This window comes from Dokdonella ginsengisoli (assembly GCF_042652785.1).
GTDB lineage: Bacteria > Pseudomonadota > Gammaproteobacteria > Xanthomonadales > Rhodanobacteraceae > Dokdonella_A > Dokdonella_A ginsengisoli.
In genome coordinates, this window is the sequence record NZ_JBHSHD010000003.1 from 319,690 (window position 1) to 336,434 (window position 16,745).

At 69.5% G+C, this 16,745-nt stretch carries 14 protein-coding genes; 2 read left to right on the top strand and 12 right to left on the bottom strand.

Going from position 1 to position 16,745, the window contains the following annotated elements; all coding sequences use genetic code 11:
- Positions 1-2 precede the first annotated feature (2 nt).
- The 11 genes from tolR to ACFO6Q_RS03650 form a co-directional block, all read right to left on the bottom strand.
- Complete coding sequence (gene tolR, locus ACFO6Q_RS03600; RefSeq protein ID WP_380019150.1) at positions 3-446, bottom strand: protein TolR; 444 nt, start codon at positions 444-446, stop codon at positions 3-5.
- A gap of 38 nt (positions 447-484) precedes the next feature.
- Positions 485-1,171, bottom strand: coding sequence for a protein TolQ (gene tolQ / locus ACFO6Q_RS03605; protein ID WP_380019151.1), 687 nt, complete (start codon positions 1,169-1,171; stop codon positions 485-487).
- Positions 1,168-1,605, bottom strand: coding sequence for a tol-pal system-associated acyl-CoA thioesterase (gene ybgC / locus ACFO6Q_RS03610; protein WP_380019152.1), 438 nt, complete (start codon positions 1,603-1,605; stop codon positions 1,168-1,170). Before ybgC ends, tolQ begins: the two co-directional genes overlap by 4 nt.
- Positions 1,606-1,608: 3 nt before the next feature.
- Positions 1,609-2,649 (bottom strand): Holliday junction branch migration DNA helicase RuvB, encoded by a 1,041-nt coding sequence (gene ruvB / locus ACFO6Q_RS03615; protein WP_380019153.1) that lies wholly within the window; start codon positions 2,647-2,649, stop codon positions 1,609-1,611.
- A 152-nt stretch (positions 2,650-2,801) separates the two neighbouring features.
- On the bottom strand, positions 2,802-4,688 hold the full coding sequence (locus ACFO6Q_RS03620; RefSeq protein WP_380019154.1) for a potassium transporter Kup: 1,887 nt from the start codon (positions 4,686-4,688) through the stop codon (positions 2,802-2,804).
- Positions 4,689-4,710: 22 nt separating this feature from the next.
- Positions 4,711-5,301, bottom strand: coding sequence for a Holliday junction branch migration protein RuvA (ruvA, locus tag ACFO6Q_RS03625; protein WP_380019155.1), 591 nt, complete (start codon positions 5,299-5,301; stop codon positions 4,711-4,713).
- Positions 5,301-5,876: a crossover junction endodeoxyribonuclease RuvC gene (gene ruvC / locus ACFO6Q_RS03630; protein ID WP_380019156.1), complete on the bottom strand. Its 576-nt coding sequence runs from the start codon at positions 5,874-5,876 to the stop codon at positions 5,301-5,303. The genes ruvA and ruvC overlap by 1 nt, the downstream gene beginning before the upstream one ends.
- Complete coding sequence (locus ACFO6Q_RS03635) at positions 5,873-6,586, bottom strand: esterase/lipase family protein (RefSeq protein WP_380019157.1); 714 nt, start codon at positions 6,584-6,586, stop codon at positions 5,873-5,875. Before ACFO6Q_RS03635 ends, ruvC begins: the two co-directional genes overlap by 4 nt.
- A complete protein-coding gene (aspS, locus tag ACFO6Q_RS03640) occupies positions 6,583-8,349 on the bottom strand; it encodes an aspartate--tRNA ligase (RefSeq protein WP_380019158.1) in 1,767 nt (588 codons plus the stop codon). The genes ACFO6Q_RS03635 and aspS overlap by 4 nt, the downstream gene beginning before the upstream one ends.
- 195 nt (positions 8,350-8,544) lie before the next feature.
- The gene (locus ACFO6Q_RS03645) at positions 8,545-9,156 is read right to left on the bottom strand and encodes a DUF3011 domain-containing protein (protein ID WP_380019159.1); all 612 of its coding nucleotides are present in this window, start codon (positions 9,154-9,156) and stop codon (positions 8,545-8,547) included.
- Between the two features lie 81 nt (positions 9,157-9,237).
- Positions 9,238-9,555 carry an FmdB family zinc ribbon protein gene (locus ACFO6Q_RS03650; protein WP_380019160.1) on the bottom strand — a complete coding sequence of 106 codons (318 nt, stop codon included), beginning with the start codon at positions 9,553-9,555 and terminating at the stop codon, positions 9,238-9,240.
- A gap of 291 nt (positions 9,556-9,846) precedes the next feature.
- Between ACFO6Q_RS03650 and ACFO6Q_RS03655 the strand changes: the two genes are divergently transcribed.
- The gene (locus ACFO6Q_RS03655) at positions 9,847-11,358 is read left to right on the top strand and encodes a DUF7453 family protein (RefSeq protein ID WP_380019161.1); all 1,512 of its coding nucleotides are present in this window, start codon (positions 9,847-9,849) and stop codon (positions 11,356-11,358) included.
- A 253-nt stretch (positions 11,359-11,611) separates the two neighbouring features.
- The gene (locus tag ACFO6Q_RS03660) at positions 11,612-13,711 is read left to right on the top strand and encodes a choice-of-anchor Q domain-containing protein (protein ID WP_380019162.1); all 2,100 of its coding nucleotides are present in this window, start codon (positions 11,612-11,614) and stop codon (positions 13,709-13,711) included.
- Between the two features lie 390 nt (positions 13,712-14,101).
- Here the strand turns inward: ACFO6Q_RS03660 and clpB are convergent, their stop codons facing one another.
- A complete protein-coding gene (clpB, locus tag ACFO6Q_RS03665; RefSeq protein WP_380019163.1) occupies positions 14,102-16,702 on the bottom strand; it encodes an ATP-dependent chaperone ClpB in 2,601 nt (866 codons plus the stop codon).
- Positions 16,703-16,745: the final 43 nt, after the last annotated feature.

Below are 16,745 nucleotides of genomic sequence, written 5' to 3' on the forward strand. Positions count from 1 at the left end.
GGTCAGCGCGCTCCTTCCGCCTGCACCGGCTGGCTCATCAAGCCGACCTTCGGCACGTGGGCCGACTGCAACAACACCATCGCCTGGTAGATCTTTCCGTAATCCGCGCGCTGGTCGCCGGCGACCATCACGGGGACCTGCGGATTCTCACGAACGAAAGCTGAAATTTTGTTGACCAGCGCATCGGCCTCGATCGGCTCGCGCTGCTCCTTGCCCAGGGTCAGGAACAGCTTGCCTTCCTGGTCGACGCTGACGACGACCGGTTCCTTGTCGTTCTGGATCGACTTCGCCGCCGACTGCGGCAGCTGGATGTCGACGCCGAGGTTCAGCAGCGGCGCGGTGACCATGAAGATGATCAGCAGCACGAGCATCACGTCGATGTAGGGCACGACGTTGATCTCGGCCTTCAGCTTGCGGCGCTTGCGGTTTCTTCCGTAGCTCTGCATGGCGGATTACTCCAACGCGATCCGGTCCGGCGCGGGGTTCACGGCGCGTCTTCGAGGTGCGCCTGGCGGGCCAGGATCGAGGAGAACTCCTCGACGAAGGTGTCGTAGCGCAGGTTCACGCGCTCGAGCTTGGTCGAATAGCGGTTGTAGGCCCACACCGCGGGAATCGCCGCGAACAGACCCATCGCGGTCGCGATCAGCGCCTCGGAGATGCCCGGCGCGACCATCGCGATGGTCGCCTCCTTCACGTTGGCCAGGCCCTGGAACGCGATCATGATGCCCCAGACGGTGCCGAACAGGCCGACGTAGGGGCTGATCGAGCCGACGTTGGCGAGGAATTCGAGGCTTTGCTCGAGGCGATCGATTTCGCGCGTGGAGGAGACGCGCATCGCGCGCTGCGCGCCTTCCAGCAGCGCGCGCGAATCGACCGCGCGGCGCTGGCGCAGGCGCGCGAATTCGCGGAAGCCGGCCTCGAAGATCGCCGCGCTGCCGGTGACGCGCTCGCTGCCGCTGGTGATCTCCTTGAACAGCCCGGCCAGGTCGGCGCCGGACCAGAAGCGTTCCTCGAACTCGTCCGCGCTGGCGTTGGCGCGGTCGATCATCGCCTTCTTGCGGAAGATGATGAACCACGAGGCGATCGAGAACGCGATCAGGATGCCGAGCACCAGCTTGACCGGCAGGCTGGCGCCGAGGACCAGGGCGAGCACGTTGAGTTCTGTATTCATCGTTTGGCGATCTCTTGAAGCAGATGGTCCGGAATCGGGCGCGGCCGGAAACGCTCCGCATCGACGCAGGCGATGCGCACACGCGCTTCGACCAACGGTTTCGGTTCGGGTTCGCGGCGCAGGGCCTGGCGCACGACGAAGCTGGCGCTGCGCCGCTCCACCGGCTCGACCGTGGCGATCAGCAGATCGTCCAGCCGCGCCGGCGCGTTGAAGTCCAGCTCCATGCGATGCACGACGAAGACGACGCCGAACTCCTCGCGCAGCTGCTGCTGGCCGAAGCCGCCGGCCCGCAGCCACTCGGTGCGCGCCCGCTCGAGGAAATGCAGATAGCGCGCATGATAGACGACGCCGCCGGCGTCGGTGTCTTCCCAGTAGATTCTGACGGGAATGGAAAACGGGGACTCGGCAGCCGGAGGCACGCAGGGGTCGCTCATTGGCTAGCTTCCCGGCCCGGCGTCGAACAGGTCGTCGGCCGTCGTGCGCCGGGGCGGCACCAGCCCGAAATGCCGCCAGCACTTGCCGGTGACCATGCGTCCGCGCGCGGTGCGCACGAGGAAGCCCTGCTGGATCAGGAACGGTTCGAGCACGTCCTCGATCGTGCCGCGCTCCTCGCTGATCGCCGCGGCCAGGGACTCGACGCCGACCGGCCCGCCGTCGAAGTTCTCGATGATGGTGGTCAGCAGGCGCCGGTCCAGCGCGTCGAAGCCTTCGGCGTCGACCTTGAGCATCTCCAGCGCGTCGCCGGCGGCGGCCGCGGTGATCGTGCCGCCGGCGCGGACCTCGGCGAAGTCGCGCACGCGGCGCAGCAGGCGGTTGGCGATGCGCGGCGTGCCGCGCGCGCGCCGGGCGATCTCGACGGCGCCGTCGGCGTCGCAGGCGATGCCGAGGATCTTCGCCGCCCTGCGCACGATCGCCGTGAGTTCGAGCGCGCTGTAGAACTCCAGCCGCTGCACGATGCCGAAGCGGTCGCGCAGCGGCGCGGTCAGCAGGCCGGCGCGCGTGGTCGCGCCGATCAGGGTGAACGGCGGCAGGTCGAGCTTGATCGAGCGCGCGGCCGGGCCTTCGCCGATCATGATGTCGATCTGGAAGTCCTCCAGCGCCGGATACAGCACTTCCTCGACGATCGGCGAGAGGCGGTGGATCTCGTCGACGAACAGCACGTCGCGCGGCTGCAGATTGGTCAGCAGCGCGGCGAGGTCGCCGGGCCGCTCGAGCACCGGTCCCGACGTCGAACGCAAGTTCACGCCAAGCTCGTTGGCGATCACGTGCGACAGCGTGGTCTTGCCCAGGCCCGGCGGACCGAAGATCAGCACGTGGTCGAGCGCCTCGCCGCGGCGCTTCGCCGCCTCGATGTAGATGCCCAGCTGCTCGCGCACGGTCGGCTGCCCGAGGTATTCGGTCAGCCGCTGCGGACGGATCGTCGCCTCGACGAGGTCGTCCTCGCGGTTCGCATTGGCCGAGGTCAGGCGGTCGGTCATTGATTCGAGGGCTGAGGGCTGAGAGCTGAGAGCTGAGAGCTGCGCAATTATGCGGGTTTTGATGCGAACGGATGCGGGCGAAGCCGTACGGCGAATGAACGGTCACGCTCCTTGCCTTCCAGCCCTCGGCCCTGTGCCCTCAGCCCTCTTCGTCAAATCTCCACCTGCGTCCCCAACTCGATCAGCCGGTTGCCGGGAATCTGGAAGAACGCGGTCGCCGGCATCGCATTGCGCTGCATGAACATGAAGAGGCGGTCGCGCCACAGGGCCATGCCCGGACGGTCGGTGGCGACGATGCTCTCGCGACTGAGGAAGAACGTCGTGTCCATCAGGTCGAACGGCAGGCCGCATTCGCGCACGGCGAGCAGCGTCTGCGGCACGTCGGGGTCTTCGGCGAAGCCGAAGCGCAGGGTCAGCTTGAAGAAGCTGTCCTCGAGTGCCTCGACCTCGATGCGCTCGTCCGCCTCGGCCACCGGGGTGTCGACCGTCTCCACGGTCAGGATCACGTTGCGCTCGTGCAGCACCTTGTTGTGCTTGAGATTGTGCAGCATCGCGTTCGGCACGCCGCCCGGGTTCGAGGTCAGGAACACCGCCGTGCCCGGCACGCGCAGCGGCGGATGCGCGACGATCGAGGCGATGAAAGGCTCCAGCGCCAGCCCGCTCTGCCGGACCTCGCGCACGACCAGCTCCTTGCCGCGCCGCCAGGTCGCCATCATCGTGAAGATCGCCGCGCCCAGCACCAGCGGGAACCAGCCGCCGTGCTCGACCTTGTCCGCGTTGGCGGCGAGGAAGGCCAGGTCGACGGCGAGGAAGCCCAGGCCGATCGCCAGCACCTTGGCTCGGCTCCAGTTCCACAGCCGGCGGAACACGATCATGACCAGGATCGAATCGATGGTCATCGTGCCGACCACGGCGATGCCGTAAGCCGCGCCGAGGTTGTCCGACGAACGGAAGCCGAGCACCACCGCCAGGGTCAGCACCAGCAACATGCGGTTGATCCAGGGCAGGTAGATCTGGCCCATCTGCTCGCGCGAGGTGTGGCGCACGCGCATGCGCGGCAGGAAGCCGAGCTGGATCGCTTCGCGCGTGACCGAGAACGCGCCGGAGATGACCGCCTGCGAGGCGATCACCGCAGCCGCGGTCGCCAGCACCAGCATCGGCACCAGCAGCATCTGCGGCACCATCAGGTAGAGCGGATTCTCGGCCGCCTTGGGGTCGGCGATCAGCAGGGCGCCCTGGCCGAAATAGTTCAGCACCAGCGCCGGCAGCACGAAGCCGAACCACGAGTAGCGGATCGGCTTCTTGCCGAAGTGGCCCATGTCCGCGTACAGCGCCTCGGCGCCGGTGATGGCGAGGATGACCGAGCCGAGCGTGAAGAACGCCACCCACTTCTCGTGCACGAAGAACGCGATCGCGTAGTGCGGCGACAGCGCGCGCAGCACCGCCGGGTTCTCGGAAATGTGCCAGATGCCGAGCACCGCCAGGGTCAGGAACCACACGATCATGATCGGCGCGAACACCGCGCCGACCTTGCCGGTGCCGCGGTTCTGGAACGCGAACAGCAGCACGATGATGACCGCCGAGATCGGTACGATGAAGCGGTGCAGGCCCGGCGCCATCACCTCCAGGCCCTCGACCGCGCCGAGCACCGAGATCGCCGGCGTGATCACGCCGTCGCCGAAGAACAACGCCGCGCCGAACAGGCCGAGCATGACGATCCACCAGCGTCCGCGCTGGCTCGAACGCACGCTGCGCTGGGCCAGCGCGGTCAGCGCCATGATGCCGCCCTCGCCCTTGTTGTCGGCGCGCATGATGAAGCCGGCGTACTTCACCGACACCACCAGGATCAGCGACCAGAACACCAGCGACAGCACGCCGAGCACGTTCGGCTCGGTCGGCGTCGCGCCGTGCACGCCGAAGGTCTGCTTGATGGTGTACAGAGGGCTGGTGCCGATGTCGCCATAGACGACGCCGATCGCACCGAGCACGAGCGCCTTGATGCGCGCCTGCGTACCGCCCGGGTTCTCGTCCTGATTCATCGCCTGGATCCTCGACTGGCGTTCAGCGCAGCGCCGCCTTGAGCGCCTTGCGGATGATGTCCTCGGCACGGTCGCCGGGCGCTGCGGCGTCACGCACCAGGCGCGTGACCTCGGCCGGCTTGTAGCCGAGCGCCTGCAGCGCGACGCCGGCCTCGGCGACCGGATCGTGCGCCACGGCCCCCGCGCTCGACGCTGGCAGGCCGCCGTCCAGACCATCGACGCGATCACGCAGCTCGACGACCATGCGCTCCGCGGTCTTCTTGCCGATGCCGGGAATGCGCGTCAGCGCGGCGACGTCGGAGGTCTGCACCAGCCGTGCGAACTCCTCCACGCTGGCTCCCGACAGCACCGCCAGCGAGATCTTCGCGCCGACGCCGCTGACCTTCTGCAGGTTGCGGAACAGCGCGCGCTCGGACTCGCGCAGGAAACCGTACAGCGCCACCGTGTCCTCCTTCACCGCGTAGTGCGTGCAGAGGTTCACCACGGCGCCCAGTTCGGGCAAGTCAAAAAACGTGGACATCGGCGCTTCCAGCTCGTAGCCGACGCCGCCGACGTCGACCACGATCCACGGCGGCTGCTTGGCGACCAGGACGCCCTTGAGACGGCCGATCATCAGCGCCGCCTCCACGTCGTGCGCCGGCCCTGGCCGAAGTCGAAACCGATGCGCTGCACGCTGGCGCGCGTGTGCGCGTGCGCCAGCGCGATCGCGAGCGCGTCGGCGGCATCGGCCTGCAGGCGTTCCTTCAGGCTCAGGAGGATTCCGACCATATGCTGCACCTGGGTCTTGTCGCCGGCGCCGGTGCCGACCACGGCCTGCTTGACCTCGCGCGCGGCGTACTCGCTCACGCCCAGGCCGCCGTGCACGATCGCGCAGATCGCCGCACCGCGCGCCTGGCCGAGCTTGAGCGCCGAATCGGGGTTGCGCGCGAGGAACACGCGCTCGATCGCCGCTTCCTGCGGCTGGTACTCGGCGATGATGGCGCCGAGTTCGTCGAAGATCTGCTTCAGCCGCTGCGCGAAATGCTCGTGGCCGAGCAGGTTCAGCGCAGTGTGGAAAACGTGGCTGGACTTGCCGGTGGCGTCGACGTCGATGATGCCCACGCCGGTGCGCTGGCTGCCGGGATCGACGCCGAGGATGCGGATCGGGGGCTGAGGGCTGAGGGCTGAGGGCTGAGGCACGCGGCTCATCGCTCGAAGCGGCCGTGGCGCAGGAATTCGACGACCAGGTCGGCGACCTCGTGCGAAAGCAGCATGCCGGTGTGCGAAGCCGACACCGTGCAGTGGTCGGAGATGCCGGGCAGCTGCGTTTCGGCCACCGCCACGGTGCCGTCGTGCGGCGCGCTCAGGGTGCCGAACGCGAAGCCGAGGCCGAATGGCAGCCGGCCGGCGATCACGCCGACCTTGCGCGAGCCGCGCCAGTCGTCCAGTCCCGCCAACAGCGGCTCGACGCTGTGGCCCATCAGCCAGCGCCCGCCGGGCACGGCGGCCAGGCCGCGCGCGACCGCACTGCCGCGCAATGGCGAGCCGAGGCCGACGACGCGGCCACGCGGCAGGCCGCGCACGCCGCGCGTCGCCTCCAGCGCGACCAGTCCGCCGAGGCTGTGCCCGACCAGGTGCACGGCCGGTGCCTCGACGGCGCGCAGCCGCGCGCGCAGCTGTTCGACCGCCGGCTCGAAGCCGGTGAACACGCTGGCGTAGTCCATCGTCTCGACCGAGTAGCCGGCCCGGCGCAGCTGGCGCGACAGGTAGGTCAGGGTCAGGCCGCGCATCCAGATGCCGTGCAGCAGGATCACGTGTTCGCGCGGCGGCGCGGACGCGGCGGTCGGATCGCGTCGCACGCGCTCCGACGGCGCCGAGCGCAGCGCCGCGGACGTCGCGCTGCGGCCGCCGGATTTCATTTCGGTTCCGGCTCCAGCACGCGCACGTGCAGCTCGGCCAGCTGTGCGGCCGGGATCGCCGACGGCGCGGCGGTCATCAGGTCCTGCGCGCTGGTCGTCTTCGGGAACGCGATCACGTCGCGGATCGAGTCGGTGCCGGCCATCAGCGCGGCGATGCGGTCGATGCCGAAGGCGATGCCGCCGTGCGGCGGCGCGCCGAACTTCAGCGCCTCGAGCAGGAAGCCGAACTTCGCCTGCGCCTCCTCCGCGCCGATGCCCAGCAGATCGAACACCGCGCTCTGCATCTCCGGACGATGGATGCGGATCGAGCCGCCGCCGATCTCGTTGCCGTTGAGCACCATGTCGTAGCCGCGCGAAACGGCGGTCTTCGCGTTCGCCTTGAGGTCGGCGACGTCGTCGACCTTCGGTGCGGTGAACGGATGATGCAGGGCGACGTAGCGCTGCGCGTCGGCGTCGTATTCGAACATCGGGAAGTCGACCACCCACAGCGGCTTCCACGCGTTCTCGACCAGGCCGCGGTCGCGGCCGACCTTCAGGCGCAGCGCGCCCATGAAGTCGGACACGGTCTTGTAGGCGCCCGCGCCGAACAGCACGAGGTCGCCGCTGCCGGCGCCGACGGCGTCGAGCACGGCGTCGAGCGTGGTGTCGTCGAAGAACTTGGCGATCGGCGAATTGAGGCCCTCGCGCCCCTTGGCGCGGTCGTCGACGCGGATCCAGGCCAGTCCCTTGGCGCCGTACTTGGCCGCGTGCGCGCCCAGTTCGTCGATCTGCTTGCGCGTGAGTTCGGCGCCGCCCGGCACGCGCAGCGCGGCGACGCGCCCGTCCGGATCATTGGCGGCCTCGGCGAACACCTTGAATTCCGTACCGCGCACCGCGGCGGCGACGTCGACCAGCTCGAGCGCGATGCGCAGGTCCGGCTTGTCCGAGCCGTAGCGACGCATGGCCTCCTCGTAGGTCATGCGCGGGAATTCCGCTGCCAGCTCCACGCCGACGACGTCGTGGAAGATCGAGCGGATCATCGCCTCGACCTCGTCCTGCACGTCGCGTTCCTCGACGAAGGCGAACTCCATGTCGAGCTGGGTGAATTCGGGCTGGCGGTCGGCGCGAAGATCCTCGTCGCGGAAGCAGCGCGCGATCTGGTAGTAGCGGTCGAAGCCGGCCATCATCAGCAGCTGCTTGAACAGCTGCGGCGACTGCGGCAGCGCGTAGAACTCGCCCGCATGCACGCGGCTCGGCACGAGGTAGTCGCGCGCGCCTTCCGGCGTGGCCTTGGTCAGGATCGGCGTCTCGATGTCCTGGAAGCCGCGTGCGTCGAGGTGGCGGCGCAGCGCGGCGACCAGCTTCGTGCGCAGGCGCATCGCGCGCTGCATGTGCGGGCGGCGCAGGTCCAGATAGCGGTACTTCAGCGCGAGATCCTCGTTGGTGGTCTCGTGCAGGACGAACGGCAGGTCGCGCGCGGCGTTGAGCACCTCGATGCGCGCGGCGAGCACCTCGACGCGGCCGGTGCGCACGCGCTCGTTGACGCTGACGCGGCGGCGCACCTTGCCGGAAACGCGCAGGCAGTACTCGTAGCCGACCTCGCTCGCGGTGCGGAACGCTTCCGCGTCGTCCGGATCGGCGACGATCTGCACCACGCCCTCGTGATCGCGCAGATCGATGAAGACGACGCCGCCGTGGTCGCGACGGGTGTCGACCCAGCCGCACAGAACGACATCCTGGTCGAGCAAGGCCTCGTCGACGAGACCGCAATAGTGTGTACGCATGCCAATCCGCTGGGCGCCGTCGGGCGCGAAGGAAGCGCGGAATGCTACGGAGGAAGTTGTTGCGCTGCAATGTCGGCGCGCGGGGGCGCCGCTCGGCGAGCGCGGCCATGGACACCCCACGGCCGCGTCGCTCCACCGCCGCCGCGAACCTATGCGTTCGCGGTGGCGGCGATTACCGGCGATCGCGCCGGGATCTCATCTCCAACGGCGATTGACGGTGAACTCGGCGGCACAACCGCCGTCGACCCACACGCCGGCGCGGTTCCAGCCCCAGTTGCGGCCTTCGACGCAGCGCGTCTTGGAGATCTGGCGGCGCACGCGCACGTCGCTGCCGTTGCCGGTGTCCACGCGGCACATGCGGTACTTGTAGTCCGGACTCTCGCAGCGCAGGGAGATCGCCTGGTCCCAACCCGGACCCGGGCGCCAGCCGCCGCTGTTGCCGCCGTCGTCACCGCTCCAGCGGCGCTGCACGCGGAACACCGCCTCGCAGCCGCCGTCGACCCAGATGCCGGCGCGATTCCAGCCCCAGTTGCGGCCTTCCTCGCAGAAGGTCTTGGAAATGCCCTTCGCGACGACGACGCGGCTGCCGCGGCCGGTGTCCACCTGGCAGAAGTTGTAGCGGAACTCGTTGCTTCCGCAACGCACTTCGATGTCGCGATCCCAGCCCGGCCCCGGACGCCAGTCGCCGTACTGGGCGGCGCCGGCCGCGCCGACGACGGCGGCGACGTGCGAGGCGTCCTGCGCGACGACCGAACCGGCCGCGAGCGTGAGCGCCGCGCCGAAAATTCCGCAGAGCAGTTTGCGCATTGCGATTCTCCCCTTTTCGATGTTGGAAAGCGCCGCAAGTCTAGAGCATCCGTATGAACGGATGGCATCTGGACGGCGCGCTCACGCGTCGCCGGAGCCGCCCGGCTTGGCCGCATCCTTCGCGGCTGGCTTGTCGGCCTTCGGCGTCCCGGCCGGCTCGCTCTTGGCCGGAGCCGGCACGTCGTCCTTCGCGGCGAGGTTGCGCTTGGCGTCGCCTTCCTTCTTGAAATCGGTCTCGTACCAGCCGCTGCCGGCGAGGCGGAAGGCCGGCGCGGTCAGGCGGCGACGGACACGCGGCTGGCCGCATTCGGGGCACTCGACCGGGTCGGGGTCGGAAATCTTCTGCAGGCGATCGAACACCGCTGCGCAGGCCTGGCACTCGAATTCGTAGATCGGCATACGTGCTTCCATCGGATCTGGGCGGCGCCCCGGACGGCGCCGCGACGGGCGTGCAGGATGCTGCCGCCGCGGAGAATTGCAAGTCCCGGCCCGCCCGGCGGCGAGGCGGACCGCCGCGTTTGCAGCCCCGCAAACGCGCCCCGAGCACGAAGGAAACACGGCGGAAAGGCAACGGCAATGCCGCGCAAACGCGCCGCGCGGCGGTCGCGTGGAATAGTCGGCGGGCCACGCGGATCGCGGGCTTTCGCGGCGCGGGGCGATCTTCACTTTCTGCAACAGGACACGTCATCCATGATCACGCACGTTCCCAAGCTTTCCCTGTTCCTGCTCGCCGCCCTCGCCGCGGGCAGCCTCCACGCGCAGGCGATCCGCTCCCATGGCGAGGGCGGCGCCGTCGTCACCGATCGCACGATCGACGGCCGGCGGGTGACGAGAACCCAGGCCGTGCCGGCATGGCAATCCACCGCGTGGACGGCGCCCGCCCCGGCCGACGCCGACGTCTGCGGTGCGACCGCCGTCGCCTGGCACGGCCAGACATTGCCGGACGGCGAGGCCGGCACGCTGAACCCGATCGCCTTCATGCGCCCGGCGACGATCAACGCCGGCGGCCACATCGCGTTCACCGCCAAGGTCGATGACGCGGACCGCAACCAGGGCACCTTCACCGCCGATGCGCAGGGCCTGCACATCGTCGCGCTCGGCTGCGGCGCGGACGGCGGCTATGGCTCGACCGGGACCTGCGGCGATCCGACCCCGATCGGCGGAACGTTCGGCGGCTTCTTCCGCGACACCTTCGCCGCGCCGGACATCAACGACGGCGGCGACGTGCTGTTCCTCGCCGACGTGGTCGGCGGCAGCGCGCCGCGCGGCCTGTTCCTGTATCGCGCCGCCGAGGCCTCGATCGTCAAGGTCGCCGCGGTCGGCGACCCCTCGCCGCTCGGCGGCTCGATCAGCATGCTCGGCCCGGGCAGCCTCAACAACGCCGGCACGGTCGCGTTCCTCGCGGTTACTCACGGCAGCGACTTCGCCGACATCCTGCTGTGGCGGAACGGCAAGGTGACCAAGTACGTCGCCGCCGGCGACCCGGCGCCGGACGGCGGCACCTTCACCGCGATCGCCACCGAACTGTGGGGCTACCAGGACGGCACCTCGATCGCCGGCGGTCCGGCGCCGAGCCTGAACCAGAAAGGCCAGATCGCGTTCCGCGGCTACGTCGACGGCGGCGTCTCCGCCGGCGGCCTGTTCCTCAGCACCGAAGGCCAGCACGAATGGCTGGTGAAGGCCGGCGACGATGCGCCGGGCGGCGGCACCTACGCCGATTTCCAGGCGCCGATCCTCAACAACGCCGGCGAGATCGCGTTCTTCGCCAATACCAGCGGCGGGCCGGAAGCGATCTGGGTGGCCGGCAAGCCGGCTTCGTGGCGACGCGCCCTCGCGCCCGGCGACGAGATCGACGGCGGCACCGCGCAGGTGCTGGCCTACTCGCGCAATCCGATGCGCGCGCTGGCCGACAACGGCGACCTGGTGCTGTGGACCAGCCGCGTCATGCAGGACGGCAACGAACGCGGCACCGCCTTCATCCGCCACGCCGACGCCAGCGCGCAGGTGCTCGCCGTGCAGGGCACCGAAGCTCCGTTCGGCGGCTTCTGGGGCGGCTCGATGGATGCGTGGCCGGCGATGAACAACGCCAACCAGGTGCACATCGGTTCGGCCACCCCGGGCTTCGCGCTGTCCTCGGACGTGATCGTGACGCCCTGTCCGAGCGTGACCGACCGCCTGTTCGAGGACGGCTTCGACGGCTGACGGGTTTCCCCAACCGCCGGCGATGCGCAGCGCGCAGGCGCGCGCGTCGCCGGCGGCTTTTCGCGTTCTCATGGAACGCAGGCGACTCGCGTCGATCGCGAGCGCCTCACGCGGTCGCTTCGGAGCTTGCCTTCGACGAGCCGGCCCGAGCGACCCTCGCGACGCCTGCCGAGCTGTACGTCCGCCCCTTCGGGTTTTCGTCCCGTTCTTGCGTATCGGCCTGCACCAGGCATCGATCACGAGAGGAACGACCATGCACGCGCCCCGCTCCGGTTCCGCACGCACCACGCGCCGCAGCGCGCTCGCCGCCGCGATTCTCGCGACGTTCGGCGCCACCGCCGTCGCGTACGCGGACGCGCCGCGCGCGCCGAAGCTGCCCGACGCGCACGCGATCCTCGGCCTCGCGGCCGCGCGCCCGGTCCCGGCGCAGCCGCGGAACGCCTCCACGCGCCCGGCCAGCACCATCACCGTCGCCAACTGCGACGACGACGGCACCGGCAGCCTGCGCTGGGCGCTGAGCCTCGCCACCGACGGCGACGGCATCGACCTTTCCCAGCTCACCTGCAGCACGATCACGCTGACCAGCGGCATGCTCGTCAACAGCCATGCGATCAGCCTGAGCGGCCCCGGCGCCGACCGGCTCGCCATCGACGGCAATGCAGCCGACCGCGTGCTCTACAGCGCCGCCGCGATCGAAATCAGCGATCTCGCCCTGGTCAACGGCCGCAGCGGCGACGCCGGCGGATGCCTGGCCGTCGCCAATGCCGACACCACCCTGACCCGCGTCACCGTCAGCGGCTGCATCGCCGGCGACGGCAACGACAACGCCGTCGGCGGCGGCATCCTGGCAACCGGGGGCGGCGCAGTCACGCTCGTCTCCAGCCGCGTCAGCGGCAACACCGCGCATGGCCTGCGCAACGCCTACGGCGCCGGCATCGCGATGCTCAACGACGGCGGCGAACTCACCCTCGTCGACAGCCGCGTGGACGGCAACCACGCCTACGCCGACAACGGCATCGCCATCGGCGCCGGCTTCGTCGTCGCCGGAGCAGCGACGACGACGCTGCTCCAGAACAGCGTCATGGAAGACAACCGGGCGATCTCGACCACCGACACGGGTATCGCCGGCGGCGGCGTCGTGCTCGGCTCGTCGAGCAGCAACCTCGGACAGCTCGCCGTGCACGGCGGCCGCATCTCGGGCAACCTCGCCGAAGGCGCGACCGCGGAAGGCGGCGGCCTCGTCGCCGGCAACGCGCAGATCCTCGTCGACGACGGCTGCGTCGTCTCCGCCAACATCGCGCGCTCGACCGTCGCACAGCCAACCGGCGAATTCACCGCCGGCGGCGGCGGACTCTTCGCCGCACCCGGTTCGACGCTTGCGCTCACCGATGCCCTGGTCTCCGGCAACCAGGCCATCGCGGCCAACGGCAACGCCGGCGGCGGCGGCGTGCACACGCTCATTGCCGTGGTCGCGACCCGCAGCACGGTGCGCGACAACCTCGCGCAATCGGTCGCCGGCAAGAGCTACGGCGGCGGCATCGCGGGCGGTGTCGCCAGCCTCAGCGTCACCGTGCCGATCGAACTCCACGCCAGCACGATCGCCGGCAACACGGCACGCTCGAACGGCGTCGACGCCGGCAGCCGCGGCGGCGGCGTGGATGCCTTCGGTCCGATCCAGGCGGCCTACAGCACGGTCAGCGCCAACACCGCCGTCGTCACCGGCAACGGCAGCACGGTGCGCGGCGGCGGCCTGGCGACGATCTGCCAGGGCTCCGTCACGAACTGCGACATCACCCTCAGCGCCAGCACCGTGTCCGGCAACACGGCCGGCGGCGGCGATGGCGACGGTGGCGGCGTGGCCGCGGCGACCGGCAGCGTCGTCGCCTACAACTCGACCATCGCGTTCAACCGCGCGCCGGGCCGCGGCGGCGGCCTGATCGCCGCGGTCGGCGCGCAGTCCAAGGCGGTCAGCACGATCGTCGCCGACAACGACGCCCCGGCTGGTGCCGACGTCAGCCTTCCGCTCGGCGCCAGCGGCACATTGACCGTCATCGGCGAACACAACCTGATCGTCGACGCGTCCGGCAGCGTCACATTGCCCAACGACACCCTGATCGCCGATCCGCTGCTGCTGCCGCTCGCCAACAACGGCGGCACCACGGCGACGCACGCGCTGGCCGCATGCAGCCCGGCGGTCGATGCCGGCAGCAACCTGTCGGGGCTCGATTCCGATCAGCGCCTGGCGCCGTATGCGCGGGTTTCCGGCAGCGCCGCCGACGTCGGCGCGTTCGAGCGCCAGCCGGATGCGGACCGGATTTTCGAGAATGGGTTCGAGGCGTCGCCTTGCCCGTGAAGAAAGGAGCGCCGGCACGCGCGGCGCTCCAGCAAGGTTCCGACGCCATGCCCGCGAAAGCGGCGGTACCTACCGACAGCGGAAGGCTGGTCATCCGCATGGCTTCCGGCACCGCCAAGCACGATGGATGCCCGCTTTCGTGGGCATGACGTCATTTTGGCGCGCCGCGATCACGCACGTCGCGGACGCCGCGTCTTCCTCAACAGCGTGCGAATACCCAAGGGGCGCCGGCCCGCGTGGCGCTCCGGCGAGGTTCCGACGCCATGCCCGCGAACGCGGGAATCCATGTTGATTCCAGCACGGCCAGGCACGACGGATGTCCGCTTTCGCGGGCGTGACGCCGTTGTTCAGCGCATCGCGATCACGCGCCTGGCCGGTGCTGAGCCGGCCTCAACGGCGCGCGAACACCAGATGCCCGCCTTCGGCATCCACGCGCACCGCATCGCCCGGCTGGAACCGGCCTTCGAGGATCTGCTTCGCCAGCGGATTCTCCAGCTGCTGCTGGATCGCGCGCTTGAGCGGCCGCGCGCCGTAGACCGGATCGAAGCCGATGTTGCCCAGCAGGTCGAGCGCCTTGTCCGACAGCTCCAGCTTCAGCTGCCGCTCGGCCAGGCGCCTGGCCAGGTACTCGGTCTGGATGCGCGCGATCGCGCGGATCTGCTTCTTGTCGAGCGCGCGGAACACGACGATCTCGTCGAGGCGGTTGATGAATTCCGGCCGGAAGTGCGCCTGCACGACGCCCATCACGGCGGCCTTCATCTTCGTGTAGTCCTCCTCGTCGTCGCCGTCGGCGCGGCCTTGATCAACCATGTCCTGCACGTACTGCGAGCCGAGGTTTGAGGTCATCACGATGACCGTGTTGCGGAAATCGACCGTGCGGCCCTGGCCGTCGGTCAGGCGGCCGTCGTCGAGCACCTGCAGCAGGATGTTGAACACGTCGTGATGCGCCTTCTCGACCTCGTCGAGCAGGATCACGCTGTACGGACGCCGCCGCACCGCCTCAGTCAGGTAGCCGCCCTCCTCGTAGCCGACGTAGCCCGGCGGCGCGCCGATCAGGCGGCTGACCGAGTGCTTTTCCATGAACTCGCTCATGTCGATGCGCACCATCGCATCGGCCGAGTCGAACAGGAATTCGGCCAGCGCCTTGCACAGCTCGGTCTTGCCGACGCCGGTGGGACCTAAGAACAGGAACGAGCCGTTCGGCCGGTTCGGGTCGGACAGGCCCGCGCGCGAGCGGCGGATCGCGTCGCTGACCGCGCGCACGGCCTCGTTCTGGCCGACCACGCGCTTGTGCAGCACCTCTTCCATGCGCAGCAGTTTCTCGCGCTCGCCTTCGAGCATCTTGCTGACCGGAATGCCGGTCCAGCGCGCGACGACTTCGGCGATCTCCTCGGCGGTGACCTTGTCCTGCAACAGGGTGAAGCCCTTGGTCTCGGCTTCCTGCGCGGCCTTGAGCTGCTTTTCCAGTTCGGGAATCGTGCCGTACTGGATCTCGCTCATCTTGGCGTAGTCCTGCCGGCGCTGCGCGGCCTCCAGGTCCAGCCGCGCGGCCTCGATCTGCTCCTTGATCCGGGTCGCGCCCTGCAGGGTGGCCTTCTCGGACTTCCACACTTCCTCGAGATCGGAATACTCGCGCTCGAGCGTGCCGATCTCCGTCTCCAGATCGGCCAGGCGCTGCTTGGATTCGGCGTCCTTCTCCTTCTTCAACGCCTCGCGCTGGATCTTCAGCTGGATCAGGCGGCGCTCCTTGCGGTCGAGCTCCTCCGGCTTGGAGTCGATCTCCATGCGGATGCGCGAGGCGGCCTCGTCCATCAGGTCGATGGCCTTGTCCGGCAGCTGGCGGTCGGGGATGTAGCGGTTGGACAGGGTCGCCGCGGCGACGATCGCCGGATCGGTGATCTCCACGCCGTGATGCACGGCGTACTTCTCCTTCAGGCCGCGCAGGATCGCGATGGTGTCCTCCACGCTCGGCTCGCCGACGAACACCTTCTGGAAGCGGCGCTCGAGCGCGGCGTCCTTCTCGATGTACTTGCGGTACTCGTCGAGCGTGGTTGCGCCGATGCAGTGCAGCTCGCCGCGCGCGAGCGCGGGCTTGAGCATGTTGCCGGCGTCCATCGCGCCCTCGGCCTTGCCGGCGCCGACCATCGTGTGCAGCTCGTCGATGAACAGGATGATCTGGCCTTCCTGCTTGGCCAGGTCGTTGAGCACGCCCTTCAGGCGCTCTTCGAACTCGCCGCGGAACTTCGCGCCGGCGATCAGCGCGCCCATGTCGAGCGAAAGCACGCGCTTGTCGCGCAGGCCCTCGGGCACCTCGCCGTTGACGATGCGCTGCGCGAGGCCCTCGACGATCGCGGTCTTGCCGACGCCGGGCTCGCCGATCAGCACCGGATTGTTCTTGGTGCGCCGCTGCAGCACCTGGATCACGCGGCGAATCTCTTCATCGCGGCCGATGACCGGATCGAGCTTGCCCTTCTCCGAGCGTGCGGTCAGGTCGATGGTGTACTTCTCCAGCGCCTGGCGCTGGTCTTCGGCGTTTTCCGACTGCACCTTCTCGCCTCCGCGCATCTTCTCGATCGCCGCCTCGATGGCCGCCTTCTTCGCGCCGGCCGCCTTCAGCGCCTCGCCGACCTCGCCCTTGTCGTCGAGCGCGGCGAGCACGAACAGCTCCGACGCGATGAACGCGTCGCCGCGCTGCTGCGCCAGCTTGTCGGTGAGGTTGAGCAGGCGGTTGAGGTCGTTGGACACGTTCACGTGCCCTTCCTGCCCGGCGACCTTCGGCAGGCGGTCGAGCTGCTGCCCCACGCGCGTGCGCAGCGCGGGCACGTTGACGCCGGCCTGCGCCAGCAGCGGCACGGTCGAGCCGCCCTGCTGGTCGAGCAGCGCGGCGAGCAGGTGCACCGGTTCCATCATGTTGTGGTCGCGCCCCACCGCCAGGCTCTGCGCATCGGCGAGCGCCTGCTGGAAACGCGAAGTCAGTTTGTCCGTTCGCATCGGATGATCCTCGTCGAATGCTTGCAAGACCGGGCCGTTGCGG

What these genes read in the sequence shown, in the direction of transcription:
- tolR (WP_380019150.1), bottom strand. Translation starts at nt 446, where the DNA reads ATGCAGAGCTACGGAAGAAACCGCAAGCGCCGCAAGCTGAAGGCCGAG.
- tolQ (WP_380019151.1), bottom strand. Translation starts at nt 1,171, where the DNA reads ATGAATACAGAACTCAACGTGCTCGCCCTGGTCCTCGGCGCCAGCCTG.
- ybgC (WP_380019152.1), bottom strand. Translation starts at nt 1,605, where the DNA reads ATGAGCGACCCCTGCGTGCCTCCGGCTGCCGAGTCCCCGTTTTCCATT.
- ruvB (WP_380019153.1), bottom strand. Translation starts at nt 2,649, where the DNA reads ATGACCGACCGCCTGACCTCGGCCAATGCGAACCGCGAGGACGACCTC.
- ACFO6Q_RS03620 (WP_380019154.1), bottom strand. Translation starts at nt 4,688, where the DNA reads ATGAATCAGGACGAGAACCCGGGCGGTACGCAGGCGCGCATCAAGGCG.
- ruvA (WP_380019155.1), bottom strand. Translation starts at nt 5,301, where the DNA reads ATGATCGGCCGTCTCAAGGGCGTCCTGGTCGCCAAGCAGCCGCCGTGG.
- ruvC (WP_380019156.1), bottom strand. Translation starts at nt 5,876, where the DNA reads ATGAGCCGCGTGCCTCAGCCCTCAGCCCTCAGCCCTCAGCCCCCGATC.
- ACFO6Q_RS03635 (WP_380019157.1), bottom strand. Translation starts at nt 6,586, where the DNA reads ATGAAATCCGGCGGCCGCAGCGCGACGTCCGCGGCGCTGCGCTCGGCG.
- aspS (WP_380019158.1), bottom strand. Translation starts at nt 8,349, where the DNA reads ATGCGTACACACTATTGCGGTCTCGTCGACGAGGCCTTGCTCGACCAG.
- ACFO6Q_RS03645 (WP_380019159.1), bottom strand. Translation starts at nt 9,156, where the DNA reads ATGCGCAAACTGCTCTGCGGAATTTTCGGCGCGGCGCTCACGCTCGCG.
- ACFO6Q_RS03650 (WP_380019160.1), bottom strand. Translation starts at nt 9,555, where the DNA reads ATGCCGATCTACGAATTCGAGTGCCAGGCCTGCGCAGCGGTGTTCGAT.
- ACFO6Q_RS03655 (WP_380019161.1), top strand. Translation starts at nt 9,847, where the DNA reads ATGATCACGCACGTTCCCAAGCTTTCCCTGTTCCTGCTCGCCGCCCTC.
- ACFO6Q_RS03660 (WP_380019162.1), top strand. Translation starts at nt 11,612, where the DNA reads ATGCACGCGCCCCGCTCCGGTTCCGCACGCACCACGCGCCGCAGCGCG.
- clpB (WP_380019163.1), bottom strand. Translation starts at nt 16,702, where the DNA reads ATGCGAACGGACAAACTGACTTCGCGTTTCCAGCAGGCGCTCGCCGAT.